General features: G+C 62.8%; 14 protein-coding genes, 1 pseudogene and 2 riboswitches. Of the genes and pseudogenes, 9 read left to right on the top strand and 6 right to left on the bottom strand.

All coding sequences use genetic code 11. From position 1 onward, the window contains the following. Positions 1-27 precede the first annotated feature (27 nt). From WH91_RS08765 to WH91_RS08740, 6 genes are all read left to right on the top strand, one after another. Positions 28-381: a DUF983 domain-containing protein gene (locus WH91_RS08765; protein WP_244542326.1), complete on the top strand. Its 354-nt coding sequence runs from the start codon at positions 28-30 to the stop codon at positions 379-381. Next, positions 378-1,136 carry an SURF1 family protein gene (locus tag WH91_RS08760; protein ID WP_052952697.1) on the top strand — a complete coding sequence of 253 codons (759 nt, stop codon included), beginning with the start codon at positions 378-380 and terminating at the stop codon, positions 1,134-1,136. Before WH91_RS08765 ends, WH91_RS08760 begins: the two co-directional genes overlap by 4 nt. A gap of 69 nt (positions 1,137-1,205) precedes the next feature. Beyond that, on the top strand, positions 1,206-2,600 hold the full coding sequence (thrC, locus tag WH91_RS08755) for a threonine synthase (protein WP_046170629.1): 1,395 nt from the start codon (positions 1,206-1,208) through the stop codon (positions 2,598-2,600). A gap of 54 nt (positions 2,601-2,654) precedes the next feature. Beyond that, entirely contained in the window at positions 2,655-3,917 is a 1,263-nt protein-coding gene (locus WH91_RS08750) for a M16 family metallopeptidase (RefSeq protein ID WP_046170628.1), read from the top strand. A gap of 72 nt (positions 3,918-3,989) precedes the next feature. Further along, on the top strand, positions 3,990-4,544 hold the full coding sequence (locus WH91_RS08745; protein ID WP_244542327.1) for a GNAT family N-acetyltransferase: 555 nt from the start codon (positions 3,990-3,992) through the stop codon (positions 4,542-4,544). Between the two features lie 169 nt (positions 4,545-4,713). Then, positions 4,714-7,596 (top strand): EAL domain-containing protein, encoded by a 2,883-nt coding sequence (locus WH91_RS08740; RefSeq protein WP_046170626.1) that lies wholly within the window; start codon positions 4,714-4,716, stop codon positions 7,594-7,596. Between the two features lie 24 nt (positions 7,597-7,620). Here the strand turns inward: WH91_RS08740 and WH91_RS08735 are convergent, their stop codons facing one another. Next, the gene (locus WH91_RS08735; RefSeq protein WP_046170625.1) at positions 7,621-8,196 is read right to left on the bottom strand and encodes a YqgE/AlgH family protein; all 576 of its coding nucleotides are present in this window, start codon (positions 8,194-8,196) and stop codon (positions 7,621-7,623) included. Between the two features lie 110 nt (positions 8,197-8,306). On the opposite strand from WH91_RS08735, the gene WH91_RS08730 reads away from it, so the two are divergent. From WH91_RS08730 to WH91_RS08720, 3 genes are all read left to right on the top strand, one after another. Beyond that, the gene (locus WH91_RS08730; RefSeq protein ID WP_046170624.1) at positions 8,307-9,119 is read left to right on the top strand and encodes a protein-disulfide reductase DsbD domain-containing protein; all 813 of its coding nucleotides are present in this window, start codon (positions 8,307-8,309) and stop codon (positions 9,117-9,119) included. Between the two features lie 116 nt (positions 9,120-9,235). Then, positions 9,236-9,730, top strand: a complete 495-nt coding sequence (locus WH91_RS08725; RefSeq protein WP_052952696.1) for a peroxiredoxin family protein — start codon at positions 9,236-9,238, stop codon at positions 9,728-9,730. 22 nt (positions 9,731-9,752) lie between these two features. After that, positions 9,753-10,340, top strand: coding sequence for a hypothetical protein (locus WH91_RS08720; protein WP_046170623.1), 588 nt, complete (start codon positions 9,753-9,755; stop codon positions 10,338-10,340). A gap of 202 nt (positions 10,341-10,542) precedes the next feature. Here WH91_RS08720 and gcvPB read toward each other — a convergent pair whose 3' ends face one another. The 5 genes and pseudogenes from gcvPB to WH91_RS08695 form a co-directional block, all read right to left on the bottom strand. Then, positions 10,543-12,090: an aminomethyl-transferring glycine dehydrogenase subunit GcvPB gene (gcvPB, locus tag WH91_RS08715; protein ID WP_046170622.1), complete on the bottom strand. Its 1,548-nt coding sequence runs from the start codon at positions 12,088-12,090 to the stop codon at positions 10,543-10,545. After that, positions 12,087-13,430 (bottom strand): aminomethyl-transferring glycine dehydrogenase subunit GcvPA, encoded by a 1,344-nt coding sequence (gene gcvPA, locus WH91_RS08710; protein ID WP_046170621.1) that lies wholly within the window; start codon positions 13,428-13,430, stop codon positions 12,087-12,089. Before gcvPA ends, gcvPB begins: the two co-directional genes overlap by 4 nt. A 128-nt stretch (positions 13,431-13,558) precedes the next feature. Continuing rightward, positions 13,559-13,924 carry a glycine cleavage system protein GcvH gene (gene gcvH, locus WH91_RS08705; RefSeq protein ID WP_046170620.1) on the bottom strand — a complete coding sequence of 122 codons (366 nt, stop codon included), beginning with the start codon at positions 13,922-13,924 and terminating at the stop codon, positions 13,559-13,561. 10 nt (positions 13,925-13,934) lie between these two features. After that, positions 13,935-15,104 (bottom strand): glycine cleavage system aminomethyltransferase GcvT, encoded by a 1,170-nt coding sequence (gene gcvT, locus WH91_RS08700; protein ID WP_046170619.1) that lies wholly within the window; start codon positions 15,102-15,104, stop codon positions 13,935-13,937. A 59-nt stretch (positions 15,105-15,163) separates the two neighbouring features. Beyond that, positions 15,164-15,264: riboswitch (glycine riboswitch) on the bottom strand. Next, positions 15,265-15,353: riboswitch (glycine riboswitch) on the bottom strand. Between the two features lie 106 nt (positions 15,354-15,459). Next, positions 15,460-15,680 (bottom strand): annotated as a pseudogene (locus tag WH91_RS08695) (IS110 family transposase); the annotation flags it as partial.

The following is a 15,680-nucleotide window of genomic DNA, read 5'->3' as shown; positions in this document are numbered from 1 at the left end:
TGCGCCCCTATCCTATTGGAGACCAGCTTGGTCCAGCCCTCACCTATCCTGACCGGTCTAAAATGCCGCTGCCCCCGCTGCGGCGAGGGCAAGCTGTTCTCCGGCTATCTCAAGGTCGCGGCGAGCTGCGAGAAGTGTGGCCTCGATCTGAAGTTTGCCGATAGCGGCGATGGTCCGGCGATCTTCGTAATTTTCCTCGTCGCGCCTGTCATCATCGTCATGGCGTTATTTGTGGGGGCTGTTTTCAATCCGGCGCCTTACGTCCACCTGATCCTGTGGATCCCGATGACGCTAATCCTGTCGCTGGCGCTGCTGCCGCCGTTCAAGGGCGTGCTGGTCGCGCTGCAATATCGCCACGACGCCCACGAGGGGCACCAATGACCGAAACGCGCCGCCTCGGCCGAGGCATGACCTGGACTTTCATCGTGCTGATGCTGGCCCTTGCCGCCACTTGCGTCTGGCTGGGCAACTGGCAAATGCACCGGCTGGCCGAGAAGGAAGCGCTGATCGCGGCGGTCGATGCGCGGCTGCATGCCGATCCCATTCCTGTGCCGCCATCGACCGAATGGGCAAGCCTTGATCTCGAAGCGCTCAACTTCCAGCCGGTCTCGCTAACCGGCAGCTTCCGCTACAATCAGACCGTCACGGTGTTTACAAGCCTGCTCGACGGTCGCGGTCCGGCTTCCGGTCCCGGCTTCTGGGTGGTAACGCCGTTCGTGCTGGCGAATGGTGGCACAGTCTTCATCAACCGTGGTTTCATCCCGGAAGACTTCCAGGAAGCCGCCATAGCTGATGGCGACAATGGCGATGCACAGGTGACCATTTCCGGCCTGTTCCGTCCCGGCGAAAAGGCCGGCTTCGTGACGCCCGGCCCCAATACCTCGGACCGCATCGAATGGGTGCGCGACCCGGTGCGACTTGCCGCCATGGTCGATCCGGCGCTGGCGCCCATTGCGCCCTTCTACGTCGATCTACCCGCCAGCGCTCCCGGCGAGCTTCCGCAGGGCGGCGAGACCGTCGTCGAATTCCCCAACAACCATCTCGGCTATGCCTACACTTGGTACGGCTTTGCCATCGTCGCAGTGGTCATGCTGGGCTTCTGGATCATTCGTGAACGGTCAGACCGCAAGGGCTGAGCCAGCAAACTTGCGGTTCAGCGCCTGTTTGACTAGGTTGCAACAATTCTAAAAGGGCACTTTTCCCGAATGCAGTTTGTCTCTACGCGCGGCCAGGCGCCCGTGCTTGGCTTCTCCGACGCACTTCTGGCGGGTCTGGCTTCCGATGGCGGGCTATATGTGCCCCAGACCTGGCCCCAGATCAGCGCCGACGAAATCGCCAGTTTTGCCGGCAAGCCTTATGCCGACGTGGCCTATGCAATCATCAGTCGCTTCGTCGGCGACGAAATCGCGCCCGCCAAGCTCAAGGCCATCCTCAACGAATCTTATGCCGTGTTCCGCCATCCGTCGGTGACGCCGCTGGTCGAGCTTGAGCCAAATCACTTCGTACTGGAGCTGTTCCACGGGCCGACCCTGGCGTTCAAGGACGTCGCCATGCAGTTCCTCAGCCGGGTGATGGACCACATCCTGCTCGAGCGGAGCCTCAAGGCGACCATCGTCGGCGCCACCTCGGGCGACACCGGCTCTGCTGCCATCGAAGCGTTCCGCGGCCGCGACACCACAGACATTTTCATCCTGCATCCGCAGGGCCGCACCTCGGTGGTGCAGCGCCGGCAGATGACCACGGTGCTCGACCCCAACGTCCACAATATCGCCGTGGATGGCACGTTCGATGACTGCCAGAATATCGTCAAGGCGATGTTCAACAACCACAAGTTCCGTGACCGCGTACGCCTGTCGGGCGTCAACTCAATCAACTGGGGCCGCATCGTCGCGCAGATCGTCTATTACTTCACCGCGGCGGTTTCGCTTGGTAGCGCGCATCGCAAGGTCAGTTTCACCGTGCCGACCGGTAATTTCGGCGACGTCTTTGCTGGCTATTGCGCCAAGGCCATGGGCCTGCCGATCGAAAAGCTGATCATCGCCACCAACGCCAACGACATCCTTCGCCGCACCATCGACACCGGCCGCTACGAAATGAACGGCGTGGCAACCACCATCAGCCCATCGATGGACATCCAGATCTCGTCCAATTTTGAACGCCTGCTGTTCGAGAGCGCCGGGCGCGATGCATCGGCCGTTTTGCGCATGATGGACGGCCTCAAGCAATCGGGCGGTTTTGCCGTGCCCGACAACGCACTGGCCGCCATCCGCCGCGACTTCGCTGCCGGCACTGCCGGCGAGGCCGAGACCAAGGCGACGATTTCGATGACGCTGAAGGCGGCGGGCTATCTGCTCGATCCGCATACAGCGGTCGGCGTCAGCGTTGCCCGTCATCAGGCCCATGGCGCGACGCCGATGATTACCCTTGGCACCGCCCATCCGGCAAAATTTCCGGCCGCCGTGCACGAAGCGACTGGGTTTGAACCATCGCTTCCGACCTGGCTAGCCGATTTGCATGCGCGCGAGGAACGCTTCAGCGTCCTTGCCAACGACCAGTCTGCGGTCGAAGATTTCATTTCAGCGCGTACGCGCGCTGCCTGACGCATTCGGGTGCCGGCGGTCGCACGACCGCCAGGCCTCGGGGAGGAGCCTAGCGTGAGCGTACAATCGACGACCCTGGACAACGGCATGGTGGTGCTCACCGACGACATGCCGCATCTGGAAAGTGCATCGCTCGGCGTCTGGGTGAAAGCCGGCGCCCGCAGCGAGCGCAAGAATGAGCATGGCATTTCGCACCTGCTCGAGCACATGGCCTTCAAGGGCACCACCTCACGCACCTCGTTGCAGATTGCCGAAGCCATCGAGAATGTGGGTGGCGATCTCAATGCCGCGACCTCGATCGAGCACACTGGCTATTTCGCCCGCGTGCTGAAGGACGATGTGGTGCTGGCCGCCGATATCCTGTCGGACATTCTGCAAAATTCCTTGTTCGACGAAGACGAACTGACCCGCGAAAAGCAGGTCATCGTCCAGGAAATCGGCGCGGCTCGCGACAACCCTGACGATCATGTCTTCGACCTGTTCCAAGCCGCGGCCTTCCCGACCCAGCCGATCGGGCGCACCATTCTGGGCACAGTCGATTCGGTGCGCGACATCACCTCCGACACCGTCCGCAAATACATGAACCGCAACTATGTCGGCGACCACATGGTCATCGCCGCCGCCGGCAGCGTCGATCATGAAGGCTTGGTCGAAGTGGCGCGCGAACGTTTTGCCGACCTCAAACTCAATGGCGCCCCGGCGCCGCAGCGCGCCGAGTATCAGGGTGGCGAAGAGCGGCTGATCTCCGAACACGAGCAGGCCCACATTGTTATCGGCTTTGAAGGCCGTGCCTATAATGCTGATGGCTTCTATGCAGCGCAGGTGCTGGCTTCGATTTTGGGCGGCGGCATGAGCTCGCGCCTGTTCCAGGAAGTCCGTGAGAAGCGCGGCCTGTGCTACTCGGTTTATTCCTTCCACTGGGCTTTCGCCGATAGCGGCGTGTTCGGCGTTGCGGCAGCGACTGGCGAGGATGAGGTGGCCGACCTGGTCCCCGTGGTGCTCGACGAGCTCAAGCGCGCAACTGAAAGCATCACGGACGACGAAGTGATCCGCGTCCGCAACCAGATCCGCGCAGGCCTGCTGATGTCACTGGAAAGCCCGTCGGCACGCGCCGGACAGCTTGCCCGCCAGCAGATCCTGTGGGGCCGCCCCATTCCGATGCTGGAGACGGTGGAACGCATCAATGCGATCACCACCCAGCGCGTGCAGGAAGTGGCCGAACGGATTTTCACGCAAGGATTGCCAACGGTAGCGGGTATCGGGCCAATCGGCAATCTGCCCGATCTGGGCGCCATCAGCGACTACCTGAAGCGCTGAGGCCACTATTCCAACATGCTGTGGCCCTGGTCATCCTCCGCTCCCCCGATCGCGCTGCGCGGGCAGCGCGTCATGCTGCGCCTGCCGCAGATGAGCGATTACGATGCCTGGTACCAGCTGCGGCATTCCAGCCGCGATTTCCTGAAGCCGTTCGAGCCGCGCTGGACTGAAGCCGATCTGGGGCGCCGCGTCTTCGCCATGCGGGTCAAGCGCGCTCGCGTAGAGGCGGAGGAGGGGACAGACTACTCCTTCTTCATTTTCCTGACCGATGGCGGCCAGCAAACGCTGGTGGGCGGCGTAACGCTGTCCAATATTCGGCGCAGAGCAGCCCAATTCGTCAACCTGGGCTATTGGATGGGCCAGCAGTTTGCCGGCAAGGGCCTGATGAGCGAGGCGGTCGCCGCCAGCTTGCCATTCGTGTTCGACACCCTCGACCTGCATCGAATCCATGCGGCTTTCCTGCCGGGAAATGTACCGTCTCGCCGCGTGCTGGAAAAAAACCACTTCGTCGAGGAAGGGTTTTCCGAGAGCTACCTGCAGATCGACGGCCGCTGGGAAGACCATGTGCTATTCGGTCTGACCAGGGAGCGCTACGAGATTTGCCGCTACACCGGCCGTCGCGTTTAAACCTTGTGGCCATTCGGCAACAGTCTGCTAACCTTGTCGTAAGCGTCAATCCCCGCTACCAAAGCGTGCTCCCGCCAAGAGGATGCCGTCGCAACGTGTGGTCACTTGTTTCGACCATCGCTTTGGACGTTGCCACAATGAAGCCTATCGCAGGATATAATCGCCCCTGATGCGCCACCTCTTTGCACTTGCGATGTGTCTTGCGTTCGCGCTGGGCGCCATGGCCCCAGCCGCCGCTTTTGAAGTCATCTCCGTCCCAGAAGACGTCAACGCCGTCAATCTGAGCGACGTGGTAGAGATCCAACCCGGTCCAGAGGGACGCGTGCAGTTATCCACTGCTCCGGGTGAAGACGGCATCATCCGTCGCATCGAAGTTTTGGCCAGCCAGCAGGGCACTACGCCCAACTTTGCACTGTTCGCCTTGCGCAACGAAGGCGACCAACAGATCGAGCGCCTGCTCGTCGCGCCATTCTTCCGCCTGCCGGGCTCCGGCATTTTCCAGCCCGATCTGGGTGATGAACGGCTTAGCGCCCTTACCCCGAGCGCTGGCATTCGTCCGGTGCGCCTGGTCGACAGTGAAGCCGACGTGTTCGAAGTCACGCTCGACCCCGGCGCCACGGTGACCTTCGTGGCCGAACTGGCCGGCGCCGAACTGCCCGAGCTGTATTTGTGGCAGCCCAACGCGTACCGCGACTACGTGAACTCGTTCACGCTGTTCCGCGGCGTGGTACTGGGCGTCGCCTCGCTGGCTGCGATATTTCTCACCATCATGTTCGTGGTTAAGGGGCGCGGCGTGTTCCCTGCCACGGCGGCCTTTGCCTGGGCCGTGTTGGCCTATCTGCTGATCGATTTTGGCGTGCTGGGACGAATTCTCGGCCTGCCGGCGGGCGGCGTGCAACCTCTGCGTGCTGCGGCGGAGGCGGGCATAGCGACGACCCTGGCCGGATTTCTGTTCATCTATCTCAATCTGCACCGATGGCATCTGCGCTTCATCCATCTGGCGCTTGGGCTGGCGGCACTTTTTCTGGCGCTGTTCGGCTTTGCCTTTTTCCAGCCTGCCATCGCGGCCTCGATCGCGCGGCTGGTGCTGGCGCTGCTCGGCGTCTCCGGCTTTTTCCTGATCCTGCTGCTGGCTTTGCGCGGCTATGATCGCGCTGTGCTGCTGGTGCCGACATGGATCATCCTGATTGCCTGGCTGTTCTATTCCTGGCTGGTGCTATCCGGCCAGGTCTCCAACGATGTGGCGCAGCCCGCCGTGGGTGGCGGCCTCGTGCTTATCGTCATGTTGCTCGGCTTTACCGCGGTGCAGCACGCCTTCTCGGAAGGGCAGGTGTCGATCGGCACGCTGTCGGAAGTCGAGCGCCGCGCCTTGGCGCTGACCGGCTCGGGCGACTTCGTCTTCGACTGGAATATCGAGCGAGACCGCGTTTCGGTCAGCGACGAACTGGCGACGCGCCTAGGCGAGAAGCGTGGTGCCTTGCGCGGCGCCATCAAGCGCTGGCTCGACCGCGTCCATCCCGACGACCGCGACCGCTTCCGCACTGCCTTCGATACGCTGGTCGAACTGCGCCGCGGCAAGGTTTCCGCCGACATGCGCATCGCCAGCCACGATGGCAGCTATCGCAGCTTCCGCATGCGGGTGAAGCCAGTGCTGGGCGGCGACGGCCAGGTCAACCGCATCGTCGGCACTCTACAGGACGTCACCGAAGACCGCGCCTCGCGCGAACGGCTGCTGCATGACGCCGTGCACGACAGCCTGACCGGCCTGCCCAACCGCATGCTGTTCCTAGACCGGCTGGAGCGCGCCCTGGTGCGGGCCCGCACGCCCGGCGGCACCAAGCCTGCGGTGTTCCTGATCGATATCGACCGCTTCATGGAGCTCGAAGAGCGCATCGGTCATTCGGCGGCCGATTCGGTGCTGCTGGCGATTTCACGCCGCATTGCCCGCATCATGCGGCCACTGGATACCGTTGCCCGCGTCACTGGCGACCAGTTTGCAGTGATCCTCGCCTCCGAACAGGCCGCCGGCAAGATTGCCGAGACCGCCGAGCAGATACGCAAGGCGCTGAAGGCACCGTTCAATTTCGGCGACCGCGACCTGACGCTGTCGGCTTCCATCGGCGTCACCATCTACGACAGCAATCCGGCCACCGCCGCTGATGTGCTGCGCGATGCCGAACTGGCGATGTACTACGCCAAGCGGCTGGGCGGCGATCGCATTGAGGCCTATCGCGCCTCGGCCCGTTCCATTGCCGCCTACAACCGCGCCAGCGAGGAAGACCTCGAACGCGGCATGTCGCAGGGCGAATTGCAGGTACAGTTCCAGCCCGTCATGGACATGATTTCGGGCAAGATCGCCGGAGCCGAGGCGCTGATGCGCTGGCTGCACCCGACGCGCGGCCCAGTGGCGCCAACCGAATTCATCGCACTTGCCGAACGTTCAGGCCAAATTGAGCGCCTGGGACGCATCGCCTTCGAACAGGCGGCATTCCAGATGCGTGACTGGATGACGACAATGCCCGGCCTGTCCGAAGAGTTCTTCATCTCGGTCAACATGTCGCCCAGCCAGCTGGCGGCCAAGAACCTGCTCAACGAAATGCGGGCGGTGATCGAGCAGAATCCGGGCATCGCCAGCCATCTCAAGCTGGAGCTGACAGAGTCGCAGGTGATGACCAATCCGGAACATTCCGCTTACATGCTCGACGCGCTGCGCAGCATGGGGCTCGGGCTGGCGCTGGATGATTTCGGCACCGGCCACTCGTCGCTGAGCTATTTGCACCGGTTCCCGTTCGACACCATCAAAATCCCGGCCGATTTCGTCACCATCAATGACAACAGCGGGCCCGGCCACACGCAGGTCCCGATCATTCGCGCCATCGTAGCCCTGGCGCATGAACTTGGCCTGTCGGTGATTGCCGAGGGTGTGGAAACGCCGAGTGAAATTGAACGTTTAAAGCAGCTCGATTGCCGGCTAGGCCAGGGCTTCGCCTTCGGCGCGGCAATGACCGCGCCGGAATTCGCCAAGCAGTTGGCGGCGCAACTGGCGAAGTAAGAGACCCTTGTCGGGTCGTCTTACTTACGCATGTCCCGCGTCGGGGCTGAGGGTAGCCCGGGTGATGTGCAGGCTTGCCAGTGCTGCCTCGTAGCGATCTTCCACTGGCGTATCGAATAGCAGTTCGCGGGTGAAAGGGGCGGTGAGCCAGCCGTTGTCTATGATCTCGGATTCCAGCTGGCCGGCGCTCCAGCCGCAGCAGCCCAGGGCAAACATCGCCGAGCGCGGAGCAGGGCCGAAGGCCATGGCTTTGAGGATATCGACAGTCGCCGTCAGACAGATGCCGCCAGTGACGGGATAAGTGTTGCCGCTGGTGTAGTCGGGCGAGTGCAGCACGAAGCCGCGGCCTTTTTCCACCGGGCCGCCGCGCATCACGACGCGCTGGCGGATGGAATCGGGCAGGCGGATCACCGCGTCGGGATCGCCGAGATCGAGTTCATCGAGAATGTCGGCAAAACGCAGGTTTGCCAGCTCATGATTGACCACGAGCCCCATGGCGCCTTCGTCCCCGTGGCCAACGAGGAGAATGACGCTTTCTGCAAAGCGGTCGTCGTCCATGTCGGGCATGGCGATCAGGAATTGGCCTTCGAGCGATGTCATCGGGTGATTGTAGGGATTGCAGCGCGCGCTGCCAAGTTGGCAGCGACATCACGAAGGCATGATGGGATGTCAGCTATTTCTAAACCCCATCCTGCGCTAATGGCTCCACCATGCGCATTCCATTCTTCTTCGGTGCCATTGCCATGCTGGTCGCGCCCGTTTCAGCGGGCGAAACGCCGTGGCAGGAAGTGGCGCCGGGGGTAAAGCTTCGCTTGATCAGCAGCGGCCATATCAATGCTGACGGCAAGACGTTGCTGGGTCTCGAAATCGACATGCCCGATACCAGCAAGACCTATTGGCGGGTGCCGGGCGATACCGGCCTGCCCACTGTGCTGGACTTTGCGGCTTCGACCGGCGTGCTGGGCCACGAGATCGTCTGGCCCTATCCGACACGGCAGGACACCGAAGACTATCTCGATTACGTCTATCTCGGCCCCACCGTGTTGCCTGTCGAAGTGTCCGTCGAGCCGGGCCAGCCGCATGCCGAGATCGATGCCATGCTGGGCGTCTGCTCCGATATTTGCCTGCCGGCGCAAGCGCATTTTTCCTTGCCGCTGCAGGACGCGGAGCCGGATCGTCCCAATGGCCTGCGCATCAAGCAGGCCCTGGCAATGGCGCCGATCGAATGGCATGATGATCCGCAGCCGATCGGCAAGGTCGAACTCATGGCGGACGACGCCATGCTGGCCGTTTATGTCACCGATCCCGATCTTGATCCCGCCTCAATGATCGCCGCCATGCCGGATGGCGGGCCACTGTTCGGCACGCCGCAAAAAAGCCCAGAACCAAACCTAGTGCTCATTCCAATCCTGGGTAAAAGTGATGCTATCGACTTGGAAAACCAGGCGGTTCAGCTCACCTTCCTGACCGGGATGGGGGCTTTCGAAGTTACGCGGACCGTTACGGTGCCGGCGACTGAGTGAGCGCAGCGAGGGGAAAAGGCCATTAGGCCTTGTCGGTGACGTGAAAGCCCCTTATCCCCAATGCACTACAGACAAAAAGACCGCCGCACGGTGGCACAGGGCAGGGCAAATCATTCATGATCGATCACGGCAGTCCGGTCCCCTCTGTCCCGGTTAAGCTGGTCAATGCCGAGGGCACGACCGATACGACGAGCGACGTCGTGCTGGGAACCGGAACCGTGGTGTTCTTTGCCGTGCCGGGGGCCTTCACCCCAACCTGCCACGTCAATCACCTGCCGGGCTTTGTCGCCAACATCACCAAGCTGCGCGCAGCGGGTGTCGACCGCGTCGTCTGCGCCTCGGTCAATGACGCCCATGTGATGCGTGCCTGGGCGGAAGCATCTGGCGCCATTGGCGACATCGACTTCCTGGCCGACGGCAATGGCGATCTGGCCGAGGCAATGGGACTCGCCAAGGATTATTCCGGCGCCGGCATGGGCAGGCGTTTTGCCCGCACCGCCATGATCATTCGTGAAGGCATCGCCGATGCCGTTCTCGTCGAAGACGCGCCGGGCGTGAATGCCAGCGGCGCTCCAGCCATTCTCATGGCGCTCGAAGCCGCCAGAAGCTAGTGTCCGCGTCAGGAGATACTCGATGAACCACATCCTTTCCTCAGTGCTGCGCCTTTCGGCTGCAACCGCGACGGCAACCCTGCTGGCCGCCTGCTCGATGGGCGGCCTGTTTGGTAGCGGCAATGCCGCACAGACCCAGCAGCTGCAGAACGCCACCGCCAGCCCGGCCGCCGTAGCCCAGGCGCAGACCAATGCGCTCCCGGCGATCGCCACCACCTGCCCGCAGATTCGCGTGCGGGCCGGCAGCGAGGCGATGTTCTATTATGGCAATGGCCGCACCGGCGATCCCAAGGCGCTGCAATATCAGGGCGTCATCGACGAGACCTCGCGCAATTGCGTGGTGTCCAACGGCTTGATCACCGTCAACATGGGCGTCGAGGGCCGCGTATTGCTCGGCCCCGCAGGGACGCAAGCCACGGTCAACGCGCCGATCCGCTTCGCCGTCGAGCGTGACGGGCAGGCGGTATTCTCCGAAAAGCACACCATTCCAGTTTCCATCGTCGCGCCGGCCCGGTCGGCTGAGTTCGTAAAGGTGCTGGAAAACGTCGCCATCCCTTATCTTGGCGGCGAAGAGATCACGATCTGGGTTGGTTTCGATACCCGCGGGTAATTGCTGCATCATCGCTCAATCAAAGGCCCGCGGATAAGTCCGCGGGCTTTTTGATTTTTGCTCGATCTGGCCAGATACGCCGGCCGGCACCTCCCCCTCGACGGGGGAGGTTGGGTGGGGGTGTGAGAGCCACGGTATCGGGGCTAAACACCCCTCTCCCTAACCCTCCCCGCAAGGGGGAGGCTACAGATGGAGTTTGTCGCTATTCCGCAGCCTTCATCGCTTCCACTGGCCGTTCCCACTTCAGGATCGGCGAGCGGGCAGCGCGGGTCTCATCCAGTCGGCGGCGTGGGGCATTGAGCGGCGCCGACGTGAAACGCGCCGCGTTGCCGGACTTGGCATCGAGGGCCAGTTCTTCCATCACGTCGCAGAAGCGATCCAGCGTCTGTTTGCTCTCACTTTCGGTCGGCTCGATCAGCATGGCGCCGTGCACGACCAGCGGGAAATACATGGTCATCGGGTGAAAACCCTCGTCGATCAGCGCCTTGGCGAAATCCAGCGTAGTGACGCCGGTACCGGCGAGGAACGTGTCGTCAAACAGCGCTTCGTGCATGGTGGGATAGTCGTTGAACGGCACCGAGAAGACGTGCTGCAGGCGAGCCTTGATGTAATTGGCATTGAGCACCGCATCCTGCGCCGCTTGCGCCAGGCCATCCCCACCGTGGCTCAGCATATAGGTCAGCGCCCGGACGTACATGCCCATCTGGCCCTGGAAGGCAGTGATGCGGCCAAGTGCTTCATCTTCGGCGTGCTCGACCAGTTCAAGCCCATCGCTGCCCTTGCGCACGAATGGCACCGGCGCAAACGGCGCCAGCGCTGCCGACAGGACGACGGGACCTGCGCCCGGACCGCCGCCGCCGTGTGGCGTCGAGAAAGTCTTGTGCAGGTTGATATGCATGGCATCGATGCCGAGATCGCCCGGCCGCACTACGCCCATGATGGCGTTGAAGTTGGCGCCGTCGCAGTAGAAGAACGCCCCGGCCGCATGCACCGCTTCGGCGATCTCGATCACCTGGGGCTCGAACAGGCCGCAAGTGTTGGGATTGGTCAGCATGATCGCCGCTACTTCGGGTGACAGCGCATCCTTGACAGCCTGCACGTCGACGGTGCCATCGGCGCGGGCCGGGATCGGCTTAACCGAATAGCCAAGGAAGGCCGCCGTCGCCGGATTGGTGCCATGCGCGCTTTCCGGCACCAGCACCACCGTGCGATGGCTCTGGCCGGCCGCATCTTGCGCTGCCTTTATCGCCATCATGCCGAGCAATTCGCCATGCGCGCCGGCCTTTGGTGTCAGCGCCACTGCCGCGGTATTGGTCAGTGTCATCAGCCAGTGCGAAAGCTCGTTCATCAGCTCCAGCGCGCCCTGCACAGTCGAGGTCGGCTGCAGCGGGTGGATATCCGAGAAGCCGGGCAGGCGGGCCATCTTCTCGTTGAGGCGCGGATTGTGCTTCATGGTGCACGAACCGAGCGGATACATGCCCGAGTCGATTGAGTGGTTGAGGCGCGACAGGCGCACATAATGGCGCATAGCCTCGGGCTCGGTCAGCCCCGCCAAATCCAACGGCGTCTTGCGCTCGAAGCCGCCGAGACGGTCCATGGTGATGGTGACGTCAGGCAGGTCGACGCCGGAATGCTCGGTGTCGCCAATCTCGAACAGCAATGGCTCATTGGGCAGCAGCGACGAACCGGAGGTCGAGGCAAAGCCGGAAGTGCCGACGCCAGTGGGACGGCCCTGATTGTTCATGCTCATGCCAGTTCCTCCGAAAGAGCGGCGCAGAGCGCAGCGATATCAGCATCGGTGGTGAGTTCAGTGGCGGCCAGCACGATCAGGTTGGCCACCGTCGGGTCTTTTGGCTCGAGCCGGCTGACCGGCACGCCGCCGAGAATGCCGCGTGCGGCGAGACGTTCGATCAGCGCCGCGGCGGGCCTAGAGGTGCGAATGGTCATTTCGTTAAAGAAGCTGTCGTTGAGCACCTCGACGCCCGGCACGGCCGCCAGCGCATCCGCCAGCTTGCAGGCATTGGCATGGTTGAGGCGGGCAAGGCGGGTGAACCCGGCTTCGCCCAGCAGCGCCATGTGGATCGAGAAGGCCAGCGCACAGAGTCCCGAATTGGTGCAGATATTGCTCGTCGCCTTTTCGCGGCGGATATGCTGCTCGCGCGTCGATAGCGTCAGCACGAAACCACGCTGCCCCTCGGCATCGACGGTTTCGCCACACAGGCGGCCCGGCATCTGGCGGATGAACTCCTTGCGGGTCGCCATCAGGCCGAGATAGGGGCCGCCGAAATTGAGCGCATTGCCGATCGACTGACCCTCGGCCACCACGATATCGGCACCCAGCGCGCCGGGGGCTTCGAGCAGGCCGAGCGAGACGACTTCGGTGATCACGACGATCAGCAGCGCACCCTTCGCATGGGCTGCGTCGGCTGCGGTCTTCATGTTGCGCAGGTGGCCGTAGAAGTCCGGCGTCTGGATCACGATGGCGGCGGTCTGATCGTCGATGTGATCGAGAATGTCGCCCTGGCCTTCCGGCGAGGCGGACAGGCATTCGAGGTCGGCGTCGTCCTTGAGATAGGCCTTCACCACGTCGCGGTAATGCGGATGCAACCCGCCCGACAGCACGATCTTGTTGCGCTTGGTCAGGCGCCGCGCCATCAGCACGGCCTCGGCGGTGCCGGTCGAGCCGTCATACAGCGACGCATTGGCCACATCCATGCCGGTGAGCTTGGCCACCTGGGTCTGGAATTCGAACAGCATCTGCAGGGTGCCCTGCGAGATTTCCGGCTGGTACGGCGTATAGGCCGTGAGCCACTCCGAGCGCTGGATCAGGTGATCGACCGTGGCCGGCACATGATGGCGATAGGCGCCAGCGCCGACGAAGAAAGGGCCATCGGCACCCGCATGGTTCTTGGCGGACAGCGCCTTCATATGCGTTTCGACCAGGAATTCTGGGCTATGGGCGGGCAGGCCGAGATCGAAATTCTTGAGCGCCCGGGCGGGCACGGCGCTGAACAGGGCATCGATATCGGCCGCGCCGATTACGCCAAGCATTTCGGCGCGTTCGGCTGCGGAATGGGGGAGATAGCGCATGGGCAATGGCCTAGTTGGATGTTTGATCAAACCTCATCCTGAGCCTGTCGAAGGACGAGGGTTGAGGCACTGAGTTCACCGCCCCCGTGGTTCGACGGGCTCACCATGAGGGCTCTGATGAAATCGCGTTAAAGCGTCAGCTCGGCGTAGGCGTCGGAATCGAGCAGGCCGTCGAGGTCGGCTGCGTCGGCTATGGCGATCTTGTAGATCCAGCCACCGGCTTCGGGATCGGCATTGATCAGGCCGGGATTGACGGTGAGTTCTTCATTGATCGCGGTGACGGTGCCCGAAACGGGAGCGTAGATTTCGGAAGCCGCTTTCACGGATTCGACGACAGCAGCTTCGTCGCCCTTCTTGAGGACTTTGCCGACGGCGGGCAGTTCGACGAAGACGATGTCACCCAGTGCTTCTTGTGCAAAGGGGGTGATGCCGACGATGCCGGTCGAACCTTCGACGCGGATATACTCGTGGTCAGGAGTGAACTTGGTGGTCATGGCAGGTCTCTCAACTGGCTTTGGGCTGGCGGAAATAACGATGGGGCACGAAGGGAGTAGGCACCACTTCGGCCGGTTGGGCGCGGCCGCGGACCGAGACCTGTAGCTTGCTGCCATGCTCGGCATAAGCGGGCGGCACGAAGCCCAGCGCGATGGCCTTGCCCAGCGATGGCGCAAAGCCGCCGCTGGTGACGACGCCAATGGCAGTTCCCGAGGCGTCAAGGATTTCGGCGCCTTCGCGGGCAGGGGCACCTTCGACGATCAGGCCCACGCGAATGCGGCTGAGCTTGCCCTCGCGCTCGGCGAGAATGCGGGCGGCGCCGGGAAAGTCGGCGGCCTCGCGGCGGCGCTTGGAGACGGCGAAGCCGAGACCGGCTTCGATGGGAGAAATGGTATCGTCGAGGTCGTGGCCATAAAGCGGTAGCCCGGCTTCGAGGCGGAGGCTGTCACGGGCACCGAGGCCAATCGGCTTGACGCGCTCGTCAGCCAGCAGGGCATCCCACAGCGTGGCGGCAACGGCGTTGGGGACGAGGATCTCGAAACCGTCCTCGCCGGTGTAGCCGGAGCGGGCGACCGTGATCTTCTCGCCAGCAAAATCGAACGACGCGTATTGCATGAAGCCGAGCCGTTCGGCGCCGGGGGCAAGCGCAGTCATCACGGCAACGGCTTCCGGGCCCTGCAGCGCCAGCAGCGCGTTGTCGGCATCGGCCCGGGTGAGCTTGGCCTTGTCCCCGGCTGCTGCCTCGATACGGGCGAAGTCGCCATCCTTGGTCCCGGCATTGACCACGACATAGAGCGCGCCGCCTACAAGCGGTGAGCGGCCGACCATCAGGTCGTCGATGACGCCGCCGGTCTCGTTGAGCAGTAGGGTGTAGCGAATTTGGCCGGGCTTGAGGCCAGCAATATCGCCACAGATCAGCGGCTCGATGATCGCTGCGACCGCGGCGTGGTCAGCTTCCGCATCGCCGCTGGGATTGTTGAGCAGAAGAAAACTCGGTCCCATATGCGAAACATCGAACAGCCCCGCATGCTCGCGGCACCATTTGTGTTCCGTCATGATGCCCGACGGGTACTGCACGGGGAGAGAATATCCGCCGAACGGCACCATGCGGCCATTGGCGGCGAGGTGCTGCTCATAAAGCGGCGTGGTCTTGAGGTTTGTGGGCGAGGTTTCGGCCATCAACACATCCCGGATTTAAGAACAAGGCGACACGACTACACTCGCCCTGCGGCGAATTCCGTGCCCCCTCTGTCCTCGACACCTGAGAGATTTCCCAGCTGAGCGCTGGTTGCTCCTTCGGTGGGACCGCGCAATGCACCGGTCCGCTTTCCAGAGTTGTCGGCCGGCTGCGGTCCGTTTGCCTGAGAGTTTCCGGGGCGGTTGCTCCTTCGGCGCTGGAGTAAATCCAGTCTCTCCCGCAGTCGTCCGCACCATGGTGGAGAAACGCCGGGAGGTCAATGTGGCGGGGTGCGGCGAAGTGAGTCTTTGTTGGGATACCCCCACCTAGCCTCCCCCTGAGCAACCGTGTTTGATGTCAATCGCTTTTGCCCTTCCATGGTGCATCGTTGGCGATGACGGCGTTGGCTGTGGTGATGAGTTTGCGCATGGCGGCGACGATGGCGAGCTTACCGGGTTTTCCCTGGTCGCGCAGGCGCTGGTAGAAGTCTCGGATCGGGGGATTGGCGCGGATGGCGGAGAGGCTCGCCATGTAGAGGGCGCAGCGTACCGAGAGACGGCCACCGGCAATATGGGCCT

The organism is Devosia psychrophila (genome assembly GCF_000971275.1).
Lineage (GTDB): Bacteria > Pseudomonadota > Alphaproteobacteria > Rhizobiales > Devosiaceae > Devosia > Devosia psychrophila.
Note: the sequence above shows the minus strand (reverse complement) of the source record. Positions and strands in the feature narration are given on the sequence as shown.